This window comes from Microbacterium sp. AZCO (genome assembly GCF_039614715.1).
GTDB lineage: Bacteria > Actinomycetota > Actinomycetes > Actinomycetales > Microbacteriaceae > Microbacterium.
In genome coordinates, this window is the sequence record NZ_CP154857.1 from 3,888,157 (window position 1) to 3,904,521 (window position 16,365).

Sequence of the window (16,365 nt, forward strand, 5' to 3'; positions counted from 1 at the left end):
GGGGCGGCCGATTCGCGTGTCCTGCTCAGGCCGCGTCGAAGGTCGTGGGTCCCTCGACCCGATGCACGTCTACCCATGCGCCCGAGCGGGCGCTCGCAAGGGCCGCGTCTGCGACCTCGGCGGCGGCCCAGCCGTCGGCGGCCGATGGGGAGAGCTGGCGGGCTTCGGCGATGGACCGGAGGAAGAGGGATGCCTCGACGGTCTTGAGATCGTCGAAGCCCATGCTCGTTCCCGGCCCCGGCTGGAAGCGGGCGAAGTCGCCGTAGCCGGGCTGCGCCATGATCGTGCGGTAGCCCGCGCGGTCGTCTGCAAGGCGCAGTTCGTTGAGACGCTGGAAGTCCCACCGCAGCGACCCCTTCGTGCCGTACACGTCGATGACGTACTCGGCACGCGTCCCGATCGCGACGCGGCTCGACTCGAAGACGCCGACGGCGCCCGAGTCGAACCGGCCGATGACGGCGGCATAGTCCTCGTTCTCCACGGCGCCGACGGGGGCGTCGTCCGCGCCGCTGGAGAAGTGACTCGAAGCGCCGGCGGCGGGCAGCGGTCGCTCCGGGATGAAGATCTCGGTCGCCGCCGTGACGCTCGCCACCCGGCCCACGACGTACTGCGCGAGGTCGATGCCGTGCGAGAGCAGGTCGCCCACGACACCCGACCCGGCCCGCTCCTCCAGGAAGCGCCAGGTCAGCGCACCGCGCGGGTCGGCCGAGTAGTCGGCGAGGAAGCTCACCCGCACGTTCGTGATCGCGCCCAGCGCGCCTTCCCGCACGAGCCGACGCGCTTCGGCGATCGCCGGCACGTGGCGGTAGTTGAATCCGACCGACGTCACAACCCCCGCGGCGGACGCGGCGGCGGCGATGTCGCGCGACTCGGCGGCATCCCGGCCCATGGGCTTCTCGATCCAGAAGGGCTTGCCGGCCTCAGCCGCCGCGAGCGCGATCTCGTGGTGCAGGAAGTTCGGCGAGCAGATCGAGACGGCGTCGATCTCAGGGTCGGCGAGCAGCTCCCGGTGGTCGGCGACGGCGCGGCGGTAGCCGAGCACGTCGACGGCGTGCGCGCGGCCGCCCTCGTCGGGGTCGGCCGCGGTGTGCAGCACGGCGCGCAGGGGCAGCTCGGGGTAGTGATGGGCGGCGGCCAGGTACGCGCGCGAGTGCAGGCGCCCCATCCAGCCGACCGAGATCAGACCGATGTTGATCGCCGAGGTCATGAGACGAGCGACTCCTCGAGCGCGCGGTCGGCGGCGATGAGCACGTCGGCGGCGACGCGGACGCCTTCGACACGGCCGAGTTCGACGTCTTCGTGCTCGATGTTGACGCACATGTCGGGGTCGATGTCGTGCAAGGCGCGGAGGAACTCGGTCCAATACGCGACGTCATGCCCCTTGCCGAGCGCGACGAAGTCCCACGCGGACTGCTTCGGCCATTCGTTGGCCCACTCGTCGCCGCCGAGGTTCGTGCGCGCCTCGTCCGGCGACAGCCGCCGGAAGGAGTTGTCGAGGACGCCGTTGAGCTGCGCCCATTGCGGATTGATTCGCACGTCCTTCGCGGCGGCGTGGAAGATCAGCTCGCCGAGATGGCGAGCGACGGCGATCGGGTCCATCTGCTGCCAGAACAGGTGCGACGCGTCGAGCTCCACGCCCACGTTCGTGGCGCCGGTGAGCTCGATGAGCTTGTGAACGTCCGCGGAGTTGAAGACGAGGTTCTGGGGGTGCAGCTCGAGCGCGACCTTGACGCCGTGATCGGCCGCGAGCCGATCGGTCTCGCGCCAGAAGTCGGCGGCGATGTCCCACTGGTAGTCGAGCACGTCGAGCGCGGCGGAGTTCCACGCGTTGACGATCCAGTTGACCCGCGTCGCGCCCGGTTCGCCGCCGGGAAGTCCGGACATCGTCACGACGCGGTGCTGGCCCAGGCGCTCGGCGAGGCGGATCGACCGGCGCACATCCTCGGCGTGCTTGTCGCCGATCGCCGGCGTGGGGTGCAGCGGGTTGCCGTTGCAGTTCAGGCCGGCGATCTCGACGCCCGTGCCCTCGAAGACGCCGAGGAAGTCGTCCCGCGCGGTGTCGCTTTCGAGGATGTCGTCGAACGTCGGAACATGCGCGGCGGGCAGGAAGCCGCCGGTGTTGAGCTCGATGCCGGTCAGTCCGACCGAGGCGATGACCTCGAGGGCGTCGGGCAGCGAGCGGTCGTGAAGGATGGCGTTGTACAGGCCGAGTCGCATGGCGGTGGTTCCTTTCAGCTCGCGACGGCGATCGTGGAGGGGACGGCGATGGATGCTCCGCCCGCCGCGGCGGACCGCGCGACGGCATCGATGAGCAGCATGTTGTGCAGACCCTCGTCGAAGCCCGCGTTGCGCGGCAGCGAGTCTGCCTCGGAAATGCCGGCGACCTCCTCGAGGAACGCGCGTGCCTGGAAGACGAAGCCGTCGTTCTGTCCGATGCCCACACCCGGGGCATCCATCGCGAGACCGCCACGCCAGTAGGGGTGCACGGGTCCGAGGGTGACTGTGCGGTAACCGGCGTCCGCCTGCTCCGGCAGGAAGAGCTGGAACTCGCCGGGGTGGCGGAAGTCGAACGACGCAGAGCCCTTCTCGCCGAAGATCTCGAACGTGAGGGTGTTCGGGTGGCCGGCCGCGACGCGCGACACCTGCAATGTGGCGGTGCCACCGTCCGCGAACTCCCCTGTGAACGCCGCGACGTCGTCGTTCTCAACGGCCTCGCGCTCGTCCGACACCGCGCCACCCTCATGGCCGACGACGACTCCCAGCGGCTTCGGGCGGCTGGGGATGACGGTGGAAAGGCTGCCTCCCCGGACCGAAGCGAACTCCGTGCCGGCGACGAACTCGGCGAGGTAGGTGAGGTGACTGCCCACGTCGGCGAGAGCACCTGATCCGTTCGGGCCCTTGTAGCGCCAGCTGATCGGCGACTCGGGGTTGCAGCCGTAGTCGGTCCAGTAGGACCCGCTCACGTTGAGCACCCGGCCGATGCGGCCCGACTGCACGAGGTCGCGGATGTGTGCGATGCCGGGGGAGCGACGGAACGTGAGGCCGATGCGTGCGACCGTCGAGGCCGCGTCGGCCGCAGCCACCATGCTGAGTGCGTCGTCGAGCGTGTCGGAGAGCGGCTTCTCGCAGAGCACATGCTTGCCGGCGGCGAGCAGTGCCTCGACGATCTCACGATGGAGCGAGTTGGCGACGACGACGCTCACGACGTCGATGTCGTCGGCCTCGGCGATCGCCTGCCACGACGTGTCGTGCCGCTCGAACCCGAACCGCTTCGCGGTCGACTCGGCCAGCGGTGCGTAGGCGTCGGCGATCGATACGAGCCGGACGGGCGGAAGGATGCTGTCGTACAGCGTGGGGGCAGTGCGGTAACCGGCGGCGTGGGCCTTGCCGGCCATGCCGGCGCCGATCACGGCGACGCCGAGAGCGGTCGTGCTCATCGAATTTCTCCTTGGTGGGCGGGCCGCTCCTCACGGCGCCGGTGCGGTGAGAGACTCCATCTGGAGCGCTCCACATCGGCACTCTAATATTGTCTATATGTCCTGTCAATAACTGATCGAGAGTGATGCCGTGAGCCTGTCCCGGCCGACCATCTACGACGTCGCACGCCGCGCCGGCGTGTCCAAATCGCTCGTCTCGCTCGTCCTGCGCGGGGCGAGCGGCGTGAGCGCGCAGTCCAAGGAGGCAGTCGAGCGAGCGATCCGCGAGCTCGACTACCGCCCGTCGCGCGCCGCCGCGGCACTCGCGGCCGGGCGTACGCGGCTGGTCGGTGTACTCATCGACGACTACGCCAACCCCTGGTTCGTCGATCTGCTGCGTGGACTCGACGAGGCGCTGAGTCCCGACGGCTACCGGCTGACCGTCGTCGACACCGCGACCGCGTCGCGCAGCGAGGATCCCGTCGAAGGCCTCCTCTCGATGCGCGTCGACGGCATCGTCGTCGCGCGAGACGTGCCGCACCTCCTGCTCGGCGAGAGCGCGCCGCCCTTCGTGATCGCCGGCACGCGGGCCGACATGCCGGAGGGCGGGGACGCCGTCGGCAACGACGACGAGCACGGTGCGCGGCTCGCGACGGAGCACCTGCTGGCGCTCGGGCACCGCGACATCGGCCATCTCTCCGTCGGCGGTGGAGCGGGCGGCGTCCGTCGCGAGAGCTTCCTCGCGACGATGCGGGATGCCGGGGCCCGGCCCACTGCGACCCCGTATCGCGGTCCTGCCAGTGAACGAGCCGGATACGCGAGCGCCCTCGATCTCCTGCGCGCCGATCCGCGAGTCACAGGCGTCTTCGCGGGGAACGACGTCATGGCGATCGGCGCCCTCGGTGCCGCGCGGGAGCTCGGGCTGGACGTGCCGGGGCAGCTCTCGATCGTCGGCTACGACAACACGGCGCTCGCCCAGACGCGGCTGATCGATCTCACGACCGTCGACGACGACAGCGTGGGCGTAGGGCGGGAGTCGGGGCGACTCCTTCTCGCGCGCATGGCGGGGAAGGAGCCGGACGGCGTCCGGCGCACGCTCGAGCCGTCGCTCGTCGTCCGTGGAACGACGGCCGCTCCTGCCTGATGCCTGGTTCGATCGCGCGGTGCAATGCCGCTGAGGGCTCTGACTCCTTCGACGACGGACGAAAGGGAGAGGGGCGGGAATCCGGCATCCGGATTCCCGCCCCTCTCCTGGACGTCTCAGCGGCGCCGTGTCGCGGAGTCCTGCTCGAGCGTTCGGATGGCGTTGGTCATACCGCCGAGCTCCTTCAGCTCGTGACTCAGCTCCGTCAGCTCGTCGCCGCCGGCCATCTGGCGGGTCAACTCGTCGAGGGCGACCTCGTCGCGCTTCTTGTCGAGCACCGCCTGTCCGAGCTTGAGGATGACGAAGTGGTCGCCGACCAAGTAGGCGTGGTGGGGATTGTGCGTGATGAAGACGACGCCCAGACCCGCATCCCGCGCTGCCGCGGTGTACTTGAGCACGACACCGGACTGCTTCACACCGAGGGCCGCGGTGGGCTCGTCGAGGATCAGGACCTTGGCGCCGAAGTAGACGGCGCGGGCGATCGCGACGCACTGGCGCTGGCCCCCTGAGAGCGTGCCGATGGGCTGATCGATGTCCTTGACGACGACGCCCATCTTGCGCAGCTCCGTGTCCGCGATCTCCTTCATGGCGCGGATGCGCATTCCGGAGAGCGGGAACCTGCCGCTCACGAGCTCGGAGCCGAGGAAGAAGTTGCGCCACGTCTCCATGAGGCCCACGACGGCGAGGTCCTGGTACACGGTGGCGATCCCCTCGGCGAGCGCCTCGCGTGGTGAGCCGAAGTGCGCCTCCTGCCCGTTGACCTCGAGGACACCCTCGTTGTGAGGGTGCAGGCCCGCCATGATCTTGATCAGGGTGGACTTGCCCGCGCCGTTGTCGCCGAGGACGCAGGTGACCTCGCCGGCGTTGACCTTCAGATTGATTCCCTTGAGGGCCCGGACGGCGCCGTACGTCTTGCCGACGTCCGTCATCTTGATGAGCGTCGTGCCGCGTCCTGCCGGAGCGGCCGAGTGCAGTGCATCGGTCATGGCGGTCATCCCATCTTCCGCTTGGTCGAGAGCTGCTTGACGTAGATGTTCACGAGCACCGCGGCCAGGAGCATGATGCCGAGGAAGCTGCGGAACCAGTTCGGGTCCCAGCCTGCGTAGACGATGCCGAGGGAGGTCATGCCGAAGATGAACGCGCCGATGGCGACTCCGATGGCGTTGCCGTAGCCGCCCGTCATGAGCGTGCCGCCGACGACGGCCGCGATGATGTACAGGAACTCGTTCCCGACGCCGTTGCCGGCCTGCAGGGTGTTGAACCGGTAGAGCGTGTGCATGCCGACGAACCACGCGAGGAACGACACCGTCATGAACAGGCCGATCTTCACGCGGACGACCGGCACGCCCACGGCGCGGGCCGAAGCGGCGTTGCCGCCGACCGCGTAGATCCAGTTGCCGATTCGGGTGCGCTGAAGCACCCAGCCCGAGATCGCGACGAACACGAACCAATAGATCACCGTGTTCCAGATCGTGACGCCGCCGATCTGGAACGACCCGGCGAAGATCGCGGACATGACGTCGTAGCCGGCCATCTCGGAGATGTCCGGGCTCGACACGGCACCCGAGACCATCTTGGTGATGCCGAGGTTGGCGCCCTGCAGGACGAAGAACGAGCCGAGCGTGATCAAGAAGCTCGGGATGCCGGTCCGCATCACCAGGTAGCCGTTGAGGAACCCGACCGCCAGGCAGAAGAGGAGCGACGTGATGGCCCCGACGATGAGGTTGACGCCCAGGTAGTAGCTGAAGAGGGCGTTGAAGAGGCCTGCCGTCGTGACCATCACACCGGCGGAGAGGTCGAACTCGCCGCCGATCATCAGCATGCCGACACCGACGGCGACGATGCCGATCGTCGAGGCCTGGTACAGGATCGTGAAGATCGACTCGGCGGAGCGGAACGACGGCGCGATGACGAGGAAGAAGATGAGGATGACGCCGGCTGCGACGGCGGCTCCGAACTCAGGCCGTGACAGCAGCCGATTGGACCAATGCGGCGTGACACGATTCCCGGCCTCGGAGGGTGCCGCACCCGCCGTCGTCTCCGGTTTGAGCTGTGTGCTCATTTCGAACTCCAATGTCAGGGAAGACGGGTGGTGCGGGGCCGGTCGGGTGACGAACCCCGCACCATCACGTCATCGGGTGTTGTTCTTCGTGAAGGGCAGGATCGTGTCGATGTTGGACTGGTCGACGATCGAGGGGCCGGTGAGAACCGGCTGACCGCCGCCGATGTCGTTGCCGTTCTTCAGGTAGAGGTACAGCGCCGTGACGGCCATGTAGCCCTGGACGTAGGGCTGCTGATCGACGGAGAACTCGATCTTTCCGTCCTTGATGGCCTGCGCGGCGTCCTGGTTCAGGTCGAACGTGACGAGCTTCGCCTTGCTGCCGGCCTGGTCCATCGCCTTCAGCGCGTCCATCGCGATCGGCGCGCCGAGCGTCACGATGGCGTCGATCGACGGGTCCTGCGCGAGCTTCGCCTGGAGGCTCGAGACGACCGAGGAGTCGTCCGCACCGTTGACCTGGAGGTTCTCGGTGCCGGCGACCTTGCTCTTCACGCCCGCGCATCGGGCCTCGAGAGCGACCGAGCCGGCGGCCTGGATGACGCAGAGCGGATGCTTGACGCCGCCGTCGTTGAGCTTGTCGCCGACCGTCGCGCCGGCGAGGTTCTCGTCCGAGCCGAAGTACATCAGCGCGCCGAGATCCTTGTACTGGTCGATGCCGGAGTTGAAGCCGACGAGCGGGATGCCGGCCGCTGCGGCCGCCTTGACCGAGCCGGCCAGGGCGTCGGGCGTGACGAGCGTCGTCGCGATGCCGTCGACCTTGGAGTCGATCGCCGTCTGGATGAGCTGCGCCTGCTTGTCTGCAGCCGGGTCGGCGGAGTAGGTGAGCTGCACGCCGGTGTCCTTCGCGGCCTGGTTGGCGCCCGCCCGGATCTTGTCCCAGAACGTGTCGCCGGGAGTCTCGTGGGTGATCATGGCGATCTTGTAGCCGGAGTCGCCGTTGCCACCCGTGTCGTTGTTGCTCTCGGCGTTGTTGTCCTGCGCGCCCCCGGCGCTGCATCCCGCCAGTGTGAGGGCGAGAGCGAGGGCAGCTGCGCCGATGCCGGCGAGCTTGCGAGGTGTGATGAGAGTCACGGGGAGTTCCTTTCGTCGGGGCGGTGCGGCCTCGAAATCGGGTTGCCGGCGTGACGTTCGCCGAGGCGGAGGGGGCGGCTTCGCCCTGCTCCGGTCTCCGGGTGGCATCATCGCCAGATATTTGACCTAACAATCTCTCATTCGGACAGCCGTGTCAAGTAAATGTGCGGACATTGTGTCAAAGGGTGCTCGCGAGAGACCGCGAAGTTGATACGCCGAATTTTGTGAGTATGATAGGACAAAGTTCACCACCTACCTCTCGGAGCAGCCATGCCTCTCGTCCGCATCGACCACAGCGACGCCCGCACCAACCCCGCCGAGATCGCGGGAGCCGTACACGACGCCATCGTCGCCGTGTACGGCATCCCGGTGCGTGACCGGTTCCAGATCCTCACCGCACGCCCCGCCACGACGATCGTCGCCGAGGACGCCGGCCTCGGGTTCGAGCGCATCGACCCGGTCGTCATCCAGATCTTCACGCAGCGGGGTCGCACCGACGAGACCAAGCAGGAGCTCTACGCCGAGATCGCCCGCCGCCTCGAGACGGTCGGCGTCGCCCCCGAGGACGTCTTCATCGGCTACGTCGAGAACGGCCCGCAGGACTGGAGCTTCGGCTTCGGCCGCGCGCAGTACCTGACGGGCGAGCTCGCGGTCCCCGCCGCCAAGCCGGTCGCGACGGTCGCCTGAGCGCCGTGTCGATCGCCGAGACCCTGGTCGCCCCGCTCGCCGCGGCGGCCGCGAAGACGCCGACGGCCCTCTGGAACGATTCCGCCGACCCCGAAGAGCTGCGCCAGTCCATCGAGTTCGGTGCCGTGGGCGCGACGTGCAATCCCGTCATCGCGCTGACGGCCGTGCGCAGCGACCTCGCGAAGTGGACGCCCCGCATCCGCCGGCTCGCCGAGCTCCACCCCACGTGGGGTGAGTCGGAGATCGGCTGGGCGATCGTGCGCGAGCTGTCGATCGACGCCGCGAAGCTCCTGCTTCCCGCGTTCGAGGAGTCGGGCGGGCGCAACGGCCGCCTGTCGATCCAGACCGACCCGCGCCTGCACCGCGACAAGGACGCCCTCGTCGCGCAGGCCGTCGAGTTCTCGCAGCTCGCGCCCAACATCATCGTCAAGATCCCGGCCACCGCGACCGGTGTCGCGGCGATGGAGGAGGCCGCCTATCGGGGCGTCAGCATCAACGCGACGCTGAGCTTCACCGTCGCGCAGGCCGTCGAGGTGGGCGCCGCCCTCGAGCGCGCGCTCGACCGCCGCGCCGCCGAGGGGCTGCCCGAGCAGGAGTTCGGCCACGTCGTCACGATCATGGGCGGCCGGCTCGACGACTGGCTCAAGGCGTGGACCGCCAAGAACCGCATCCTCGTGACGCCCGGCGTGCTCGACTGGGCGGGCGTCGCGGCGCTCAAGCGGGCGCACGCCGTGTTCAGGCAGCGCGGCTACCGCAGCCGCATCCTGTCCGCCGCCTTCCGCAACCACCTGCAGTGGTCGGAGCTCGTCGGCGGCGACCTCGTCGTCTCGCCCCCGTTCGACTGGCAGAAGCGCATCAACGAGAACGGCATCCCCGCCGACAACCGCATCGACGAGCCCGTGCCCGCCGCGGTCCTCGACGAGCTGCTGAACCTCAGCGAGTTCCACCGCGCCTACGAGGTGCACGGACTGACGCCCGCCGAGTTCGGCGACTTCGGCGCCTCGCGCAACACGCTGCGCCAATTCCTGGACGCTGACGCGCAGCTCGACGCGCTCGTGCGCGACGTGCTGATCCCCGCCGCGCCGTAGCATCCCCAGACCAGCGACGACCCGAGACCGTGGGAGGGCTCGGGTCGTCGCTCTGGTTCGTCGCCGCGTCAGCCGATCTGTGCGAGCAGCTCGACGTCGCCCGTCGGCCCCGACCACTCGACGATGCGGCCCTTGAGCACGCGGAGCATCGCGAAGTCGGCGACGTTGATGTGCCGGCGGGTCGGCGCGATGCCGCAGAAAGGCCCCAGATGCGTGCCGCTGAGCCGCAGGTGCACGGCCAGGCGATCGTCCTCGACGAGGAGCTGGATGCGCCGCCACTGCAGGTCGGGAAAGGCGTGGAAGAGGTCGGCGACATCGCTCATCCAGGCGTCCGCGCCGCCGGGCAGATGCGCGCGCCGCACGGCCGGGTCGACGAACGAGCGGATCCGGTCGAGATCGTGGCGATTGCAGGCCTCGAGGTAGTCGCCGAACCACTCGCGCATCTCCCACGACTCCACGTCCCCATTATCGCGAGGCCCTGCCACGTCCATGCCGCCGCGGGAATTCCACCGATCCGGCCCTCGTGCCCTCCGCGGCGACCTACTCTCTGGTCATGACACCATCGCCTTCCGGCATCGCCACCACCGGGCAGCTGCGCGCATCGGGTCACACCTACCGCCCGGTGCGCGTCGAGATGCGCGAGAACCTCCTCGCTGCGCTCGCCGAGGGGCGCGACCCCTGGCCCGGCATCCACGGCTTCGACACGACAGTCATCCCGCAGCTCGAGCGCGCGATCCTGGCGGGGCACGACATCGTGCTGCTGGGCGAGCGCGGGCAGGGCAAGACCCGGCTCCTCCGCAGCCTCAACGGGCTGCTCGACGAGTGGTCGCCCGTCATCGAGGGGTCGGAGCTCGGCGAGCATCCGTTCCACCCCGTCGTCCCGGCATCCATCCGGCGTGCCGGCGAGCTGGGAGACGACCTTCCTGTCGTCTGGCGGCACCGCAGCGAGCGGTACGCCGAGAAGCTCGCGACGCCCGACACCTCGGTCGCCGATCTCATCGGCGACGTCGACCCGATCAAGGTCGCGGAGGGGCGCTCCCTCGGCGATCCCGAGACCATCCACTACGGCCTCGTGCCGCGCAGCCACCGCGGCATCGTCGCGATCAACGAGCTGCCCGACCTCGCCGAGCGCATCCAGGTGTCGCTCCTCAACGTCATGGAGGAGCGCGACATCCAGATCCGCGGCTACCTCCTGCGCCTCGACCTCGACGTGCTCGTCGTCGCGACGGCCAACCCCGAGGACTACACGAACCGCGGGCGCATCATCACGCCGCTGCAGGACCGCTTCGGGGCGGAGATCCGCACCCACTACCCGCAGACGATCGAGGAGGAGATCGCCGTCATCCGGCAGGAGGCCGACCTGGTCGCCGCCGTGCCCGAGCACGTGCTCGAGGTGCTCGCGCGCTTCACGCGGAATCTGCGCGAATCGGATGCCGTCGACCAGCGCGCGGGCGTCTCGGCGCGGTTCGCGATCGCCGGTGCCGAGACGATCGCCGCGGCGGCCCTCCACCGCGCGACGCGGCAGCACGAGGAGGTTGCGGTCGCGCGACCGGTCGACCTCGAGACGGCGGTCGATGTGCTCGGCGGCAAGATCGAGTTCGAGACGGGCGAGGAGGGGCGCGAGCGGGCGATCCTGGAGCACCTGCTGCGCACGGCGCTGGCCGACACGGCGCGTGCGCACCTGCGCGGTCTGGATTCGCGCGTTCTCGTCGACGCGCTTCATGACGGTGTGACGGTCATGACGGGCGAGCAGGTCCCCGCGGCCGAGGTGCTCGCCGCGATGCCGGTGCTCGGCGAGTCCGACCTCTACGACCGGGTCGCCGAGCGGCTCGACGCCCGGACGCCCGGCGAGCGCGCGGGAGCCCTCGAACTGCTGCTCGAGTCGCTGTACCTCGAGCGCCGCATCGGCAAGGACAGCGCCGCAGGGGAGACCGTCTATGGATGAGCCTTTCCGGTCCCTGTGCCTCGACGAGCTCGGCAACCGGTCGAAGGGCCGCTGATGGCCCGCAGCTTCCACCGCACACCCGCGCACACGTCACGCTACGGGCGCTACTCGGGCGGAGACCCCCTCGCTCCTCCCGTCGCGGTGCAGGCCGCGCTCGAGGCGATCGGCCAGGACGTCATGTCGGGCACCTCGGCCGAGCGTGCGATGCGCGAGTATCTCCGCCGCGGCGACCGCGACCGCGAGGGCCTCGACGACCTCGCGCGGCGCGTGCGCGAGCGGCGGTCGGAGCTGCTGCGCCGGCATCGGCTCGACGGCACGATGGAGGAGATCCGCAAGCTCCTCGACCACGCGGTGCTCGAGGAGCGCAAGCATCTCGTGCGAGATGTGAACCTCGACGACGACGTTCGCGACTTCGCCGAGATGCGCCTCGAGAACCTCCCGCCGAGCACGGCCGCCGCCGTCAACGACCTCGCCGACTACGACTGGCAGAGTCCCACGGCGCGGGCCGACTACGACCGCATCCGCGAGCTCCTCGGCCGCGAGCTGCTGGACCAGCGGTTCGCCGGCATGAAGAACGCCCTCGAGAACGCGACGGATGCCGACAAGCAGGCGATCCGCGACATGCTCAACGACCTCAACGACCTGCTCGAGAAGCGCCGCCTCGGCGAGGACACGCAGGAGGACTTCGACGAGTTCATGCGCAGGCACGGCGACCAATTCCCCGAGAATCCGAAGAACCTCGACGAGCTGATGGATGCCTTGGCCGAGCGCTCCGCGGCGGCGCAGCGCATGCTCAACTCGATGACGCCCGAGCAGCGCGAGGAGCTCATGAGCCTCGCGGCGCAGGCCTTCGGCTCGCCCGAGCTCATGCAGTCGCTGTCGCGGCTCGATGACAACCTGCGCTCACTCCGACCCGGCGAGGACTGGACGGGCTCGGCATCCTTCTCGGGCGACGAGCCGACCGGTCTCGGCGAGGCGACCGGCGTCATGCAGGACCTCTCCGACCTCGAGGCGCTCTCCGACCAGCTGAGCCAGGCGTATCCCGGCGCCCGGATGGACGACATCGATCTCGATGCCCTCGAGCGGCTCATCGGAGAGGACGCCGCCGTGAGCGCCCGCACCCTCCGCGATCTCGAGCAGGAGCTGAAGGACACGGGGATGCTGCAGCGCGCCTCCGACGGTGCGCTCCGGCTCACCCCGCGCGCGATGCGGCAACTCGGTCGGGCGCTCCTGCGGGACATCGCGACGCGCCAGTCGGGACGCCTCGGCCGCCGCGAGACCCGCAACGCCGGCGCCGCCGGCGACCGCACCGGCGCGACCCGCGAGTGGGCGTTCGGTGACACCGAGCCGTGGGACATCCCGCGCACCGTGTCGAACGCGGTCCTGCGCACCGTCGCCGACGGGGGCGACGCGACGTCGGGCGTGCGCCTGAAGACGAGCGACGTGGAGGTCGTCGAGACCGAGCAGCGCACGCAGGCGGCCGTCGCCCTGCTCGTCGACACGTCGTTCTCGATGGCGATGGACGGGCGGTGGGTGCCCATGAAGCGCACGGCGCTCGCGCTCCACCACCTCATCTCGAGCCGCTTCCGCGGCGACAGCCTGCAGCTCATCGCCTTCGCCCGCTACGCCGAGGTCATCGACATCGAGGAGCTCACCGCGAAAGACGCCGTGTGGGACAAGGGCACGAATCTGCAGCACGCGCTGCTGCTCGCGCAGCGCCATTTCCGCCGCAACCCCGCGGCGCAGCCCGTGCTGCTCGTCGTGACCGACGGCGAGCCCACCTCGCACCTCGAGGGCGACGGGCACGTCCACTTCGCCTACCCGCCCGATCCCCGCACGATCGCGGCGACGGTGCGCGAGCTGGACACGGTGCAGCGACTCGGCGCGCAGACGACCTTCTTCCGTCTCGGCGAGGACCCCGGGCTGGCGCGATTCATCGACGCCCTCGCCCGCCGCGCCGGCGGGCACGTCGTGGCGCCCGAGCTCGACGACCTGGGCCGCGCCGTCGTCGACAGCTACCTCGGCTCGCGGCACACCGGCCGCGGCACGCCCGAGGACTTCGGCGACATGCTGCACGGCCGCTCCTGGTGGTCGTAGCCGCGGGCTCTCGTGCGCCCGCCCGGGCGAGGGGAGGCGATCCGACGAGCGGAGGACGGTTCTCGGCATCCCGGACTCCTGTCGCTGGATCTCCTCCCGCCCTCGAAAGGAGGGGAGGGGGCGAGGAGGCGCGGATGCCACGAGACCCGGACTACTCCCGCGCGGGCACCTCTTCGGGGTTGCCGGGACGCACGTCGGCGTCCTCGCGGATGTCGACGCGCGTGACGCCGGGTCGGTGGGTCACGTCGATGCGCGGAACGGCGTCGTCCTCGGTCGCGTTCGGCGCGGCCAGCAGCTGGTCGCGGCGCTTCTCGTCGTCGGTCATGTCGGTGCCCATCTCGGTCCCTTCTGTCGTGCGGAGCGCGTACGCCGAGATGGCGGATGCCACGGCCCGCGGTGCGGAGTGCTGTGCGACGTGGTGCTGCCCCGGGATCACGACGAGCGACCCTCGGGGAGCGGCATCCCGGAGCCGACGGCACCAGTCGATGCCCGCGATCGGGTCCCGCTCGCCGCGCAGCACGAGCAGAGGCACCGCCAGTGCGGCGGCGCGCTCCTCGATGGGATAGGCGAGCATGTGCCGAAGCTGCGTCAGGTACCACGGGATGCCGCACCGGACGTAGTCCGTGAAGACGATCGCGTTGATGTCGGGCGGCTCGCGCAGCGAGTCGATGCCGAGCGCGACCGACTGGGCGAGCAGCGTGCGATGCTCGGGATCGACGACCGGGCCCATCGCGACGACGAACGAGACGAGCTCGGGATGCTGCGCCGCAACCTCGACGACCCACTGCGAGCCCATCGAGTGCCCGACGAGAACGACGGGCCCGACTCCGAGCCGATCGATCACCTCGGCCAGCGCATCCGCCATCGCGACGACGTCGAGGTCGCGCGGCGGCTTCGGCAGCCCCGCGAAGCCGGGCAGGTCGATGGAGAAGACGGGGCCGTCGGCGGCGAGCACGTCGTGCAGCCGGGAGAGATAGCGGTGCGACATCCCGATGCCGTGCACGAGCACGACGGGAGGCCGAAGGCTCGGCGAGGGGCCGGAACTCACCACGCGGAACGTGAGGCGCTCGACGGTCGTGAGCCACTGCACGCTCACCCGCGCGTCACCTCGTTGAGCGCCCGCGTCAGCTCGTGCGGAAGGTCGCGCGCGAGGAATCCGATGCCCTCGGCCTCGGTGAGCCGGTCGCCCGCGCGGGCGTGCGCCCACGCGCCCCACACGGCGGCCTGAGCCGGTTCGACGCCTCGGGCGGCGAACCCGGCGATCGCACCCGCGAGCACATCGCCGCTGCCGGACGTGCCCAGCCCGGGACCTCCGCCGTCGACCCGCCACGAGTCTCCGCCGGGCGTCACGACGTGGCCGTAGCAGTTGACGACGGCGTCGTAGCGCCGGGCGATCTCGTGCAGGTCGGGATCGTCCTCGTCGCCTCCGAGGAGGATCGCGGCCTCCTCCTTGTTGGGGTTGAGCACGAGGTCGCGCGGCAGGGTCGAGCGGTCGATATCGGGCAGGATGCCGAGCGCGAACGCGTCGAGGATGAGGCAGTGCACGTCGAGCTCGGCGACCGCGCGGAGGGTCGCGAGGGTCTCGTCCGGATCGTCGAAGCCGGGGCCGACGAGCACGGCGTCGGCCGAGGCGACGGCATCCCTCGGCTTGCCCTCGAGCGGAGCATCGGCGTCCTCGGGGAGCGAGTAGACGGCGGCCTCGGGCATGACGACGCCGAGCTGCCCCTCGATCGAGGCGGGCACGACGACGGCGAGCCGCCCCGCACCCACGCGCAGCGCCGCCTCGCCCGCGAGGAAGACGGCGCCCGGCGACCGGCGCGAGCCGCCGATCACGATGACGTCCCCGCGCGCCTTCTTCGAGTCTCCGGGGTCGGGCAGCCCCCATGACCGCAGCAGCTCCGGGGTGACGGGCGTGTCAGTCGAGCTCGACATCGGGACTCCCGGGATGCACCGTGACGGGCGCGCCCTCGACCTGCAGGTGCGCGACCTCGGCGAACGCGGCGAGCTCCCAGCCAGCCGGGCCCGCCGTCAGATGCGTGACAGAGGCGTTGAGCACGGTGTGGGATGCCGCGAAATCGAGCAGCTCCTGCTCCTCGAGCGGCAGCAGCAGGTACAGCAGCAGCATGACGACCGCGTCGTGCGCGACGACGAGTCCCGCGCGCTGGCAGCGGGGCAGCTCGTCGCGCAGGAACGAGCGCAGCCGCAGCGCGACATCGGCCCAGGACTCGCCCCCCGGCGGCCGGTGGTAGAACTTGCCGAGGTGCCGTCGCCGCTCGGCCTCCTCGGGATGCAGCGCGGCGACGCCGCGGCGGGTCAGCAGATCCAGGATGCCGAGCTCCCGGTCGCGCAGCCGCTCGTCGACGATCGCGGGCGGGCCTGCGGCATCCGCTCCGCGTGCGATCTGCAGGGTCTCGCGAGCCCGGCGATATGGCGACACCCAGCACGCGTCGATCGACGGGCCGACCTCGGACCACCAGGTGCCGAGGGCCTCCGCCTGCTCGCATCCCGTGGGCGAGAGCGGGACGTCGGCATCGCGGATGTCGATCGGGATCCGCTCCCGGCCGTCGCGCTCGGCCTGCGTGGCCGCGATGTTCGCGATGCTCTCGCCGTGGCGCACGAGCCAGAGGTCGGTGACTGCCATCTGTTCAGGCTAGGACGGGGGTGGGATCCCGCCCGAAGGGTTGACAAGCAGTCGGGGCGGCGGAAAGGACGAGCGCACACGGCCTTCCGGGTGCGGCGAGCCGGCTCCTGCAAGCGCGGTCCAACCGGGGGAATCCTTGTCCCGGGCAGTGGGAAGCCGATAGGTTCGCGACAGGTCGCGCAGTTCGGGACGCGGCCTGAGGGGTGCTCGCCTGAGG

General features: G+C 70.1%; 15 protein-coding genes. 5 read left to right on the top strand and 10 right to left on the bottom strand.

Features of this window, described 5'->3' with window-relative positions; translation table 11 throughout:
- Nucleotides 1–25 precede the first annotated feature (25 nt).
- Genes AAIB33_RS17745 through AAIB33_RS17755 form a run of 3 tightly spaced genes read right to left on the bottom strand, consistent with a single transcriptional unit; the run spans nucleotide 26 to nucleotide 3,437 of the window.
- Nucleotides 26–1,207 carry a Gfo/Idh/MocA family oxidoreductase gene (locus AAIB33_RS17745; RefSeq protein ID WP_345801276.1) on the bottom strand — a complete coding sequence of 394 codons (1,182 nt, stop codon included), beginning with the start codon at nucleotides 1,205–1,207 and terminating at the stop codon, nucleotides 26–28.
- Nucleotides 1,204–2,217 (bottom strand): sugar phosphate isomerase/epimerase, encoded by a 1,014-nt coding sequence (locus AAIB33_RS17750; protein WP_345801277.1) that lies wholly within the window; start codon nucleotides 2,215–2,217, stop codon nucleotides 1,204–1,206. The genes AAIB33_RS17745 and AAIB33_RS17750 overlap by 4 nt, the downstream gene beginning before the upstream one ends.
- Before the next feature lie 14 nt (nucleotides 2,218–2,231).
- Nucleotides 2,232–3,437, bottom strand: a complete 1,206-nt coding sequence (locus AAIB33_RS17755; protein WP_345801278.1) for a Gfo/Idh/MocA family oxidoreductase — start codon at nucleotides 3,435–3,437, stop codon at nucleotides 2,232–2,234.
- 130 nt (nucleotides 3,438–3,567) lie between these two features.
- On the opposite strand from AAIB33_RS17755, the gene AAIB33_RS17760 reads away from it, so the two are divergent.
- Complete coding sequence (locus AAIB33_RS17760; protein ID WP_345801279.1) at nucleotides 3,568–4,560, top strand: LacI family DNA-binding transcriptional regulator; 993 nt, start codon at nucleotides 3,568–3,570, stop codon at nucleotides 4,558–4,560.
- 116 nt (nucleotides 4,561–4,676) lie between these two features.
- Here AAIB33_RS17760 and AAIB33_RS17765 read toward each other — a convergent pair whose 3' ends face one another.
- From AAIB33_RS17765 to AAIB33_RS17775, 3 genes are all read right to left on the bottom strand, one after another.
- The gene (locus AAIB33_RS17765) at nucleotides 4,677–5,546 is read right to left on the bottom strand and encodes an ATP-binding cassette domain-containing protein (RefSeq protein WP_345801280.1); all 870 of its coding nucleotides are present in this window, start codon (nucleotides 5,544–5,546) and stop codon (nucleotides 4,677–4,679) included.
- Nucleotides 5,547–5,551: 5 nt separating this feature from the next.
- Nucleotides 5,552–6,622 (bottom strand): ABC transporter permease, encoded by a 1,071-nt coding sequence (locus AAIB33_RS17770; RefSeq protein ID WP_345801281.1) that lies wholly within the window; start codon nucleotides 6,620–6,622, stop codon nucleotides 5,552–5,554.
- 69 nt (nucleotides 6,623–6,691) lie between these two features.
- Complete coding sequence (locus AAIB33_RS17775; protein WP_345801282.1) at nucleotides 6,692–7,690, bottom strand: substrate-binding domain-containing protein; 999 nt, start codon at nucleotides 7,688–7,690, stop codon at nucleotides 6,692–6,694.
- 270 nt (nucleotides 7,691–7,960) lie between these two features.
- Between AAIB33_RS17775 and AAIB33_RS17780 the strand changes: the two genes are divergently transcribed.
- Complete coding sequence (locus tag AAIB33_RS17780; RefSeq protein ID WP_345801283.1) at nucleotides 7,961–8,377, top strand: tautomerase family protein; 417 nt, start codon at nucleotides 7,961–7,963, stop codon at nucleotides 8,375–8,377.
- Between the two features lie 5 nt (nucleotides 8,378–8,382).
- Nucleotides 8,383–9,465, top strand: a complete 1,083-nt coding sequence (locus AAIB33_RS17785; protein ID WP_345801284.1) for a transaldolase family protein — start codon at nucleotides 8,383–8,385, stop codon at nucleotides 9,463–9,465.
- A 68-nt stretch (nucleotides 9,466–9,533) separates the two neighbouring features.
- Here AAIB33_RS17785 and AAIB33_RS17790 read toward each other — a convergent pair whose 3' ends face one another.
- Entirely contained in the window at nucleotides 9,534–9,923 is a 390-nt protein-coding gene (locus AAIB33_RS17790) for an ester cyclase (protein WP_345801285.1), read from the bottom strand.
- A 95-nt stretch (nucleotides 9,924–10,018) separates the two neighbouring features.
- On the opposite strand from AAIB33_RS17790, the gene AAIB33_RS17795 reads away from it, so the two are divergent.
- Both AAIB33_RS17795 and AAIB33_RS17800 read left to right on the top strand, forming a co-directional pair.
- Complete coding sequence (locus AAIB33_RS17795; RefSeq protein WP_345801286.1) at nucleotides 10,019–11,410, top strand: sigma 54-interacting transcriptional regulator; 1,392 nt, start codon at nucleotides 10,019–10,021, stop codon at nucleotides 11,408–11,410.
- Between the two features lie 54 nt (nucleotides 11,411–11,464).
- Entirely contained in the window at nucleotides 11,465–13,507 is a 2,043-nt protein-coding gene (locus AAIB33_RS17800) for a VWA domain-containing protein (protein ID WP_345801287.1), read from the top strand.
- 151 nt (nucleotides 13,508–13,658) lie between these two features.
- On the opposite strand, the gene AAIB33_RS17805 is transcribed toward AAIB33_RS17800, so the two are convergent.
- The 3 genes from AAIB33_RS17805 to AAIB33_RS17815 are packed head-to-tail and all read right to left on the bottom strand — an operon-like array spanning nucleotide 13,659 to nucleotide 16,148.
- On the bottom strand, nucleotides 13,659–14,603 hold the full coding sequence (locus tag AAIB33_RS17805; RefSeq protein ID WP_345801288.1) for an alpha/beta hydrolase: 945 nt from the start codon (nucleotides 14,601–14,603) through the stop codon (nucleotides 13,659–13,661).
- Nucleotides 14,600–15,439, bottom strand: a complete 840-nt coding sequence (locus AAIB33_RS17810) for an ADP/ATP-dependent (S)-NAD(P)H-hydrate dehydratase (RefSeq protein ID WP_345801289.1) — start codon at nucleotides 15,437–15,439, stop codon at nucleotides 14,600–14,602. The genes AAIB33_RS17805 and AAIB33_RS17810 overlap by 4 nt, the downstream gene beginning before the upstream one ends.
- The gene (locus tag AAIB33_RS17815; protein WP_345801290.1) at nucleotides 15,423–16,148 is read right to left on the bottom strand and encodes a histidine phosphatase family protein; all 726 of its coding nucleotides are present in this window, start codon (nucleotides 16,146–16,148) and stop codon (nucleotides 15,423–15,425) included. The genes AAIB33_RS17810 and AAIB33_RS17815 overlap by 17 nt, the downstream gene beginning before the upstream one ends.
- Between the last annotated feature and the right edge of the window lie 217 nt (nucleotides 16,149–16,365).

Bases quoted from the DNA above. Each gene is read 5' to 3' on its own strand.
- AAIB33_RS17745 (WP_345801276.1), bottom strand. From the start codon at position 1,207: ATGACCTCGGCGATCAACATCGGTCTGATCTCGGTCGGCTGGATGGGG.
- AAIB33_RS17750 (WP_345801277.1), bottom strand. From the start codon at position 2,217: ATGCGACTCGGCCTGTACAACGCCATCCTTCACGACCGCTCGCTGCCC.
- AAIB33_RS17755 (WP_345801278.1), bottom strand. From the start codon at position 3,437: ATGAGCACGACCGCTCTCGGCGTCGCCGTGATCGGCGCCGGCATGGCC.
- AAIB33_RS17765 (WP_345801280.1), bottom strand. From the start codon at position 5,546: ATGACCGATGCACTGCACTCGGCCGCTCCGGCAGGACGCGGCACGACG.
- AAIB33_RS17770 (WP_345801281.1), bottom strand. From the start codon at position 6,622: ATGAGCACACAGCTCAAACCGGAGACGACGGCGGGTGCGGCACCCTCC.
- AAIB33_RS17780 (WP_345801283.1), top strand. From the start codon at position 7,961: ATGCCTCTCGTCCGCATCGACCACAGCGACGCCCGCACCAACCCCGCC.
- AAIB33_RS17795 (WP_345801286.1), top strand. From the start codon at position 10,019: ATGACACCATCGCCTTCCGGCATCGCCACCACCGGGCAGCTGCGCGCA.
- AAIB33_RS17800 (WP_345801287.1), top strand. From the start codon at position 11,465: ATGGCCCGCAGCTTCCACCGCACACCCGCGCACACGTCACGCTACGGG.
- AAIB33_RS17810 (WP_345801289.1), bottom strand. From the start codon at position 15,439: ATGTCGAGCTCGACTGACACGCCCGTCACCCCGGAGCTGCTGCGGTCA.
- AAIB33_RS17815 (WP_345801290.1), bottom strand. From the start codon at position 16,148: ATGGCAGTCACCGACCTCTGGCTCGTGCGCCACGGCGAGAGCATCGCG.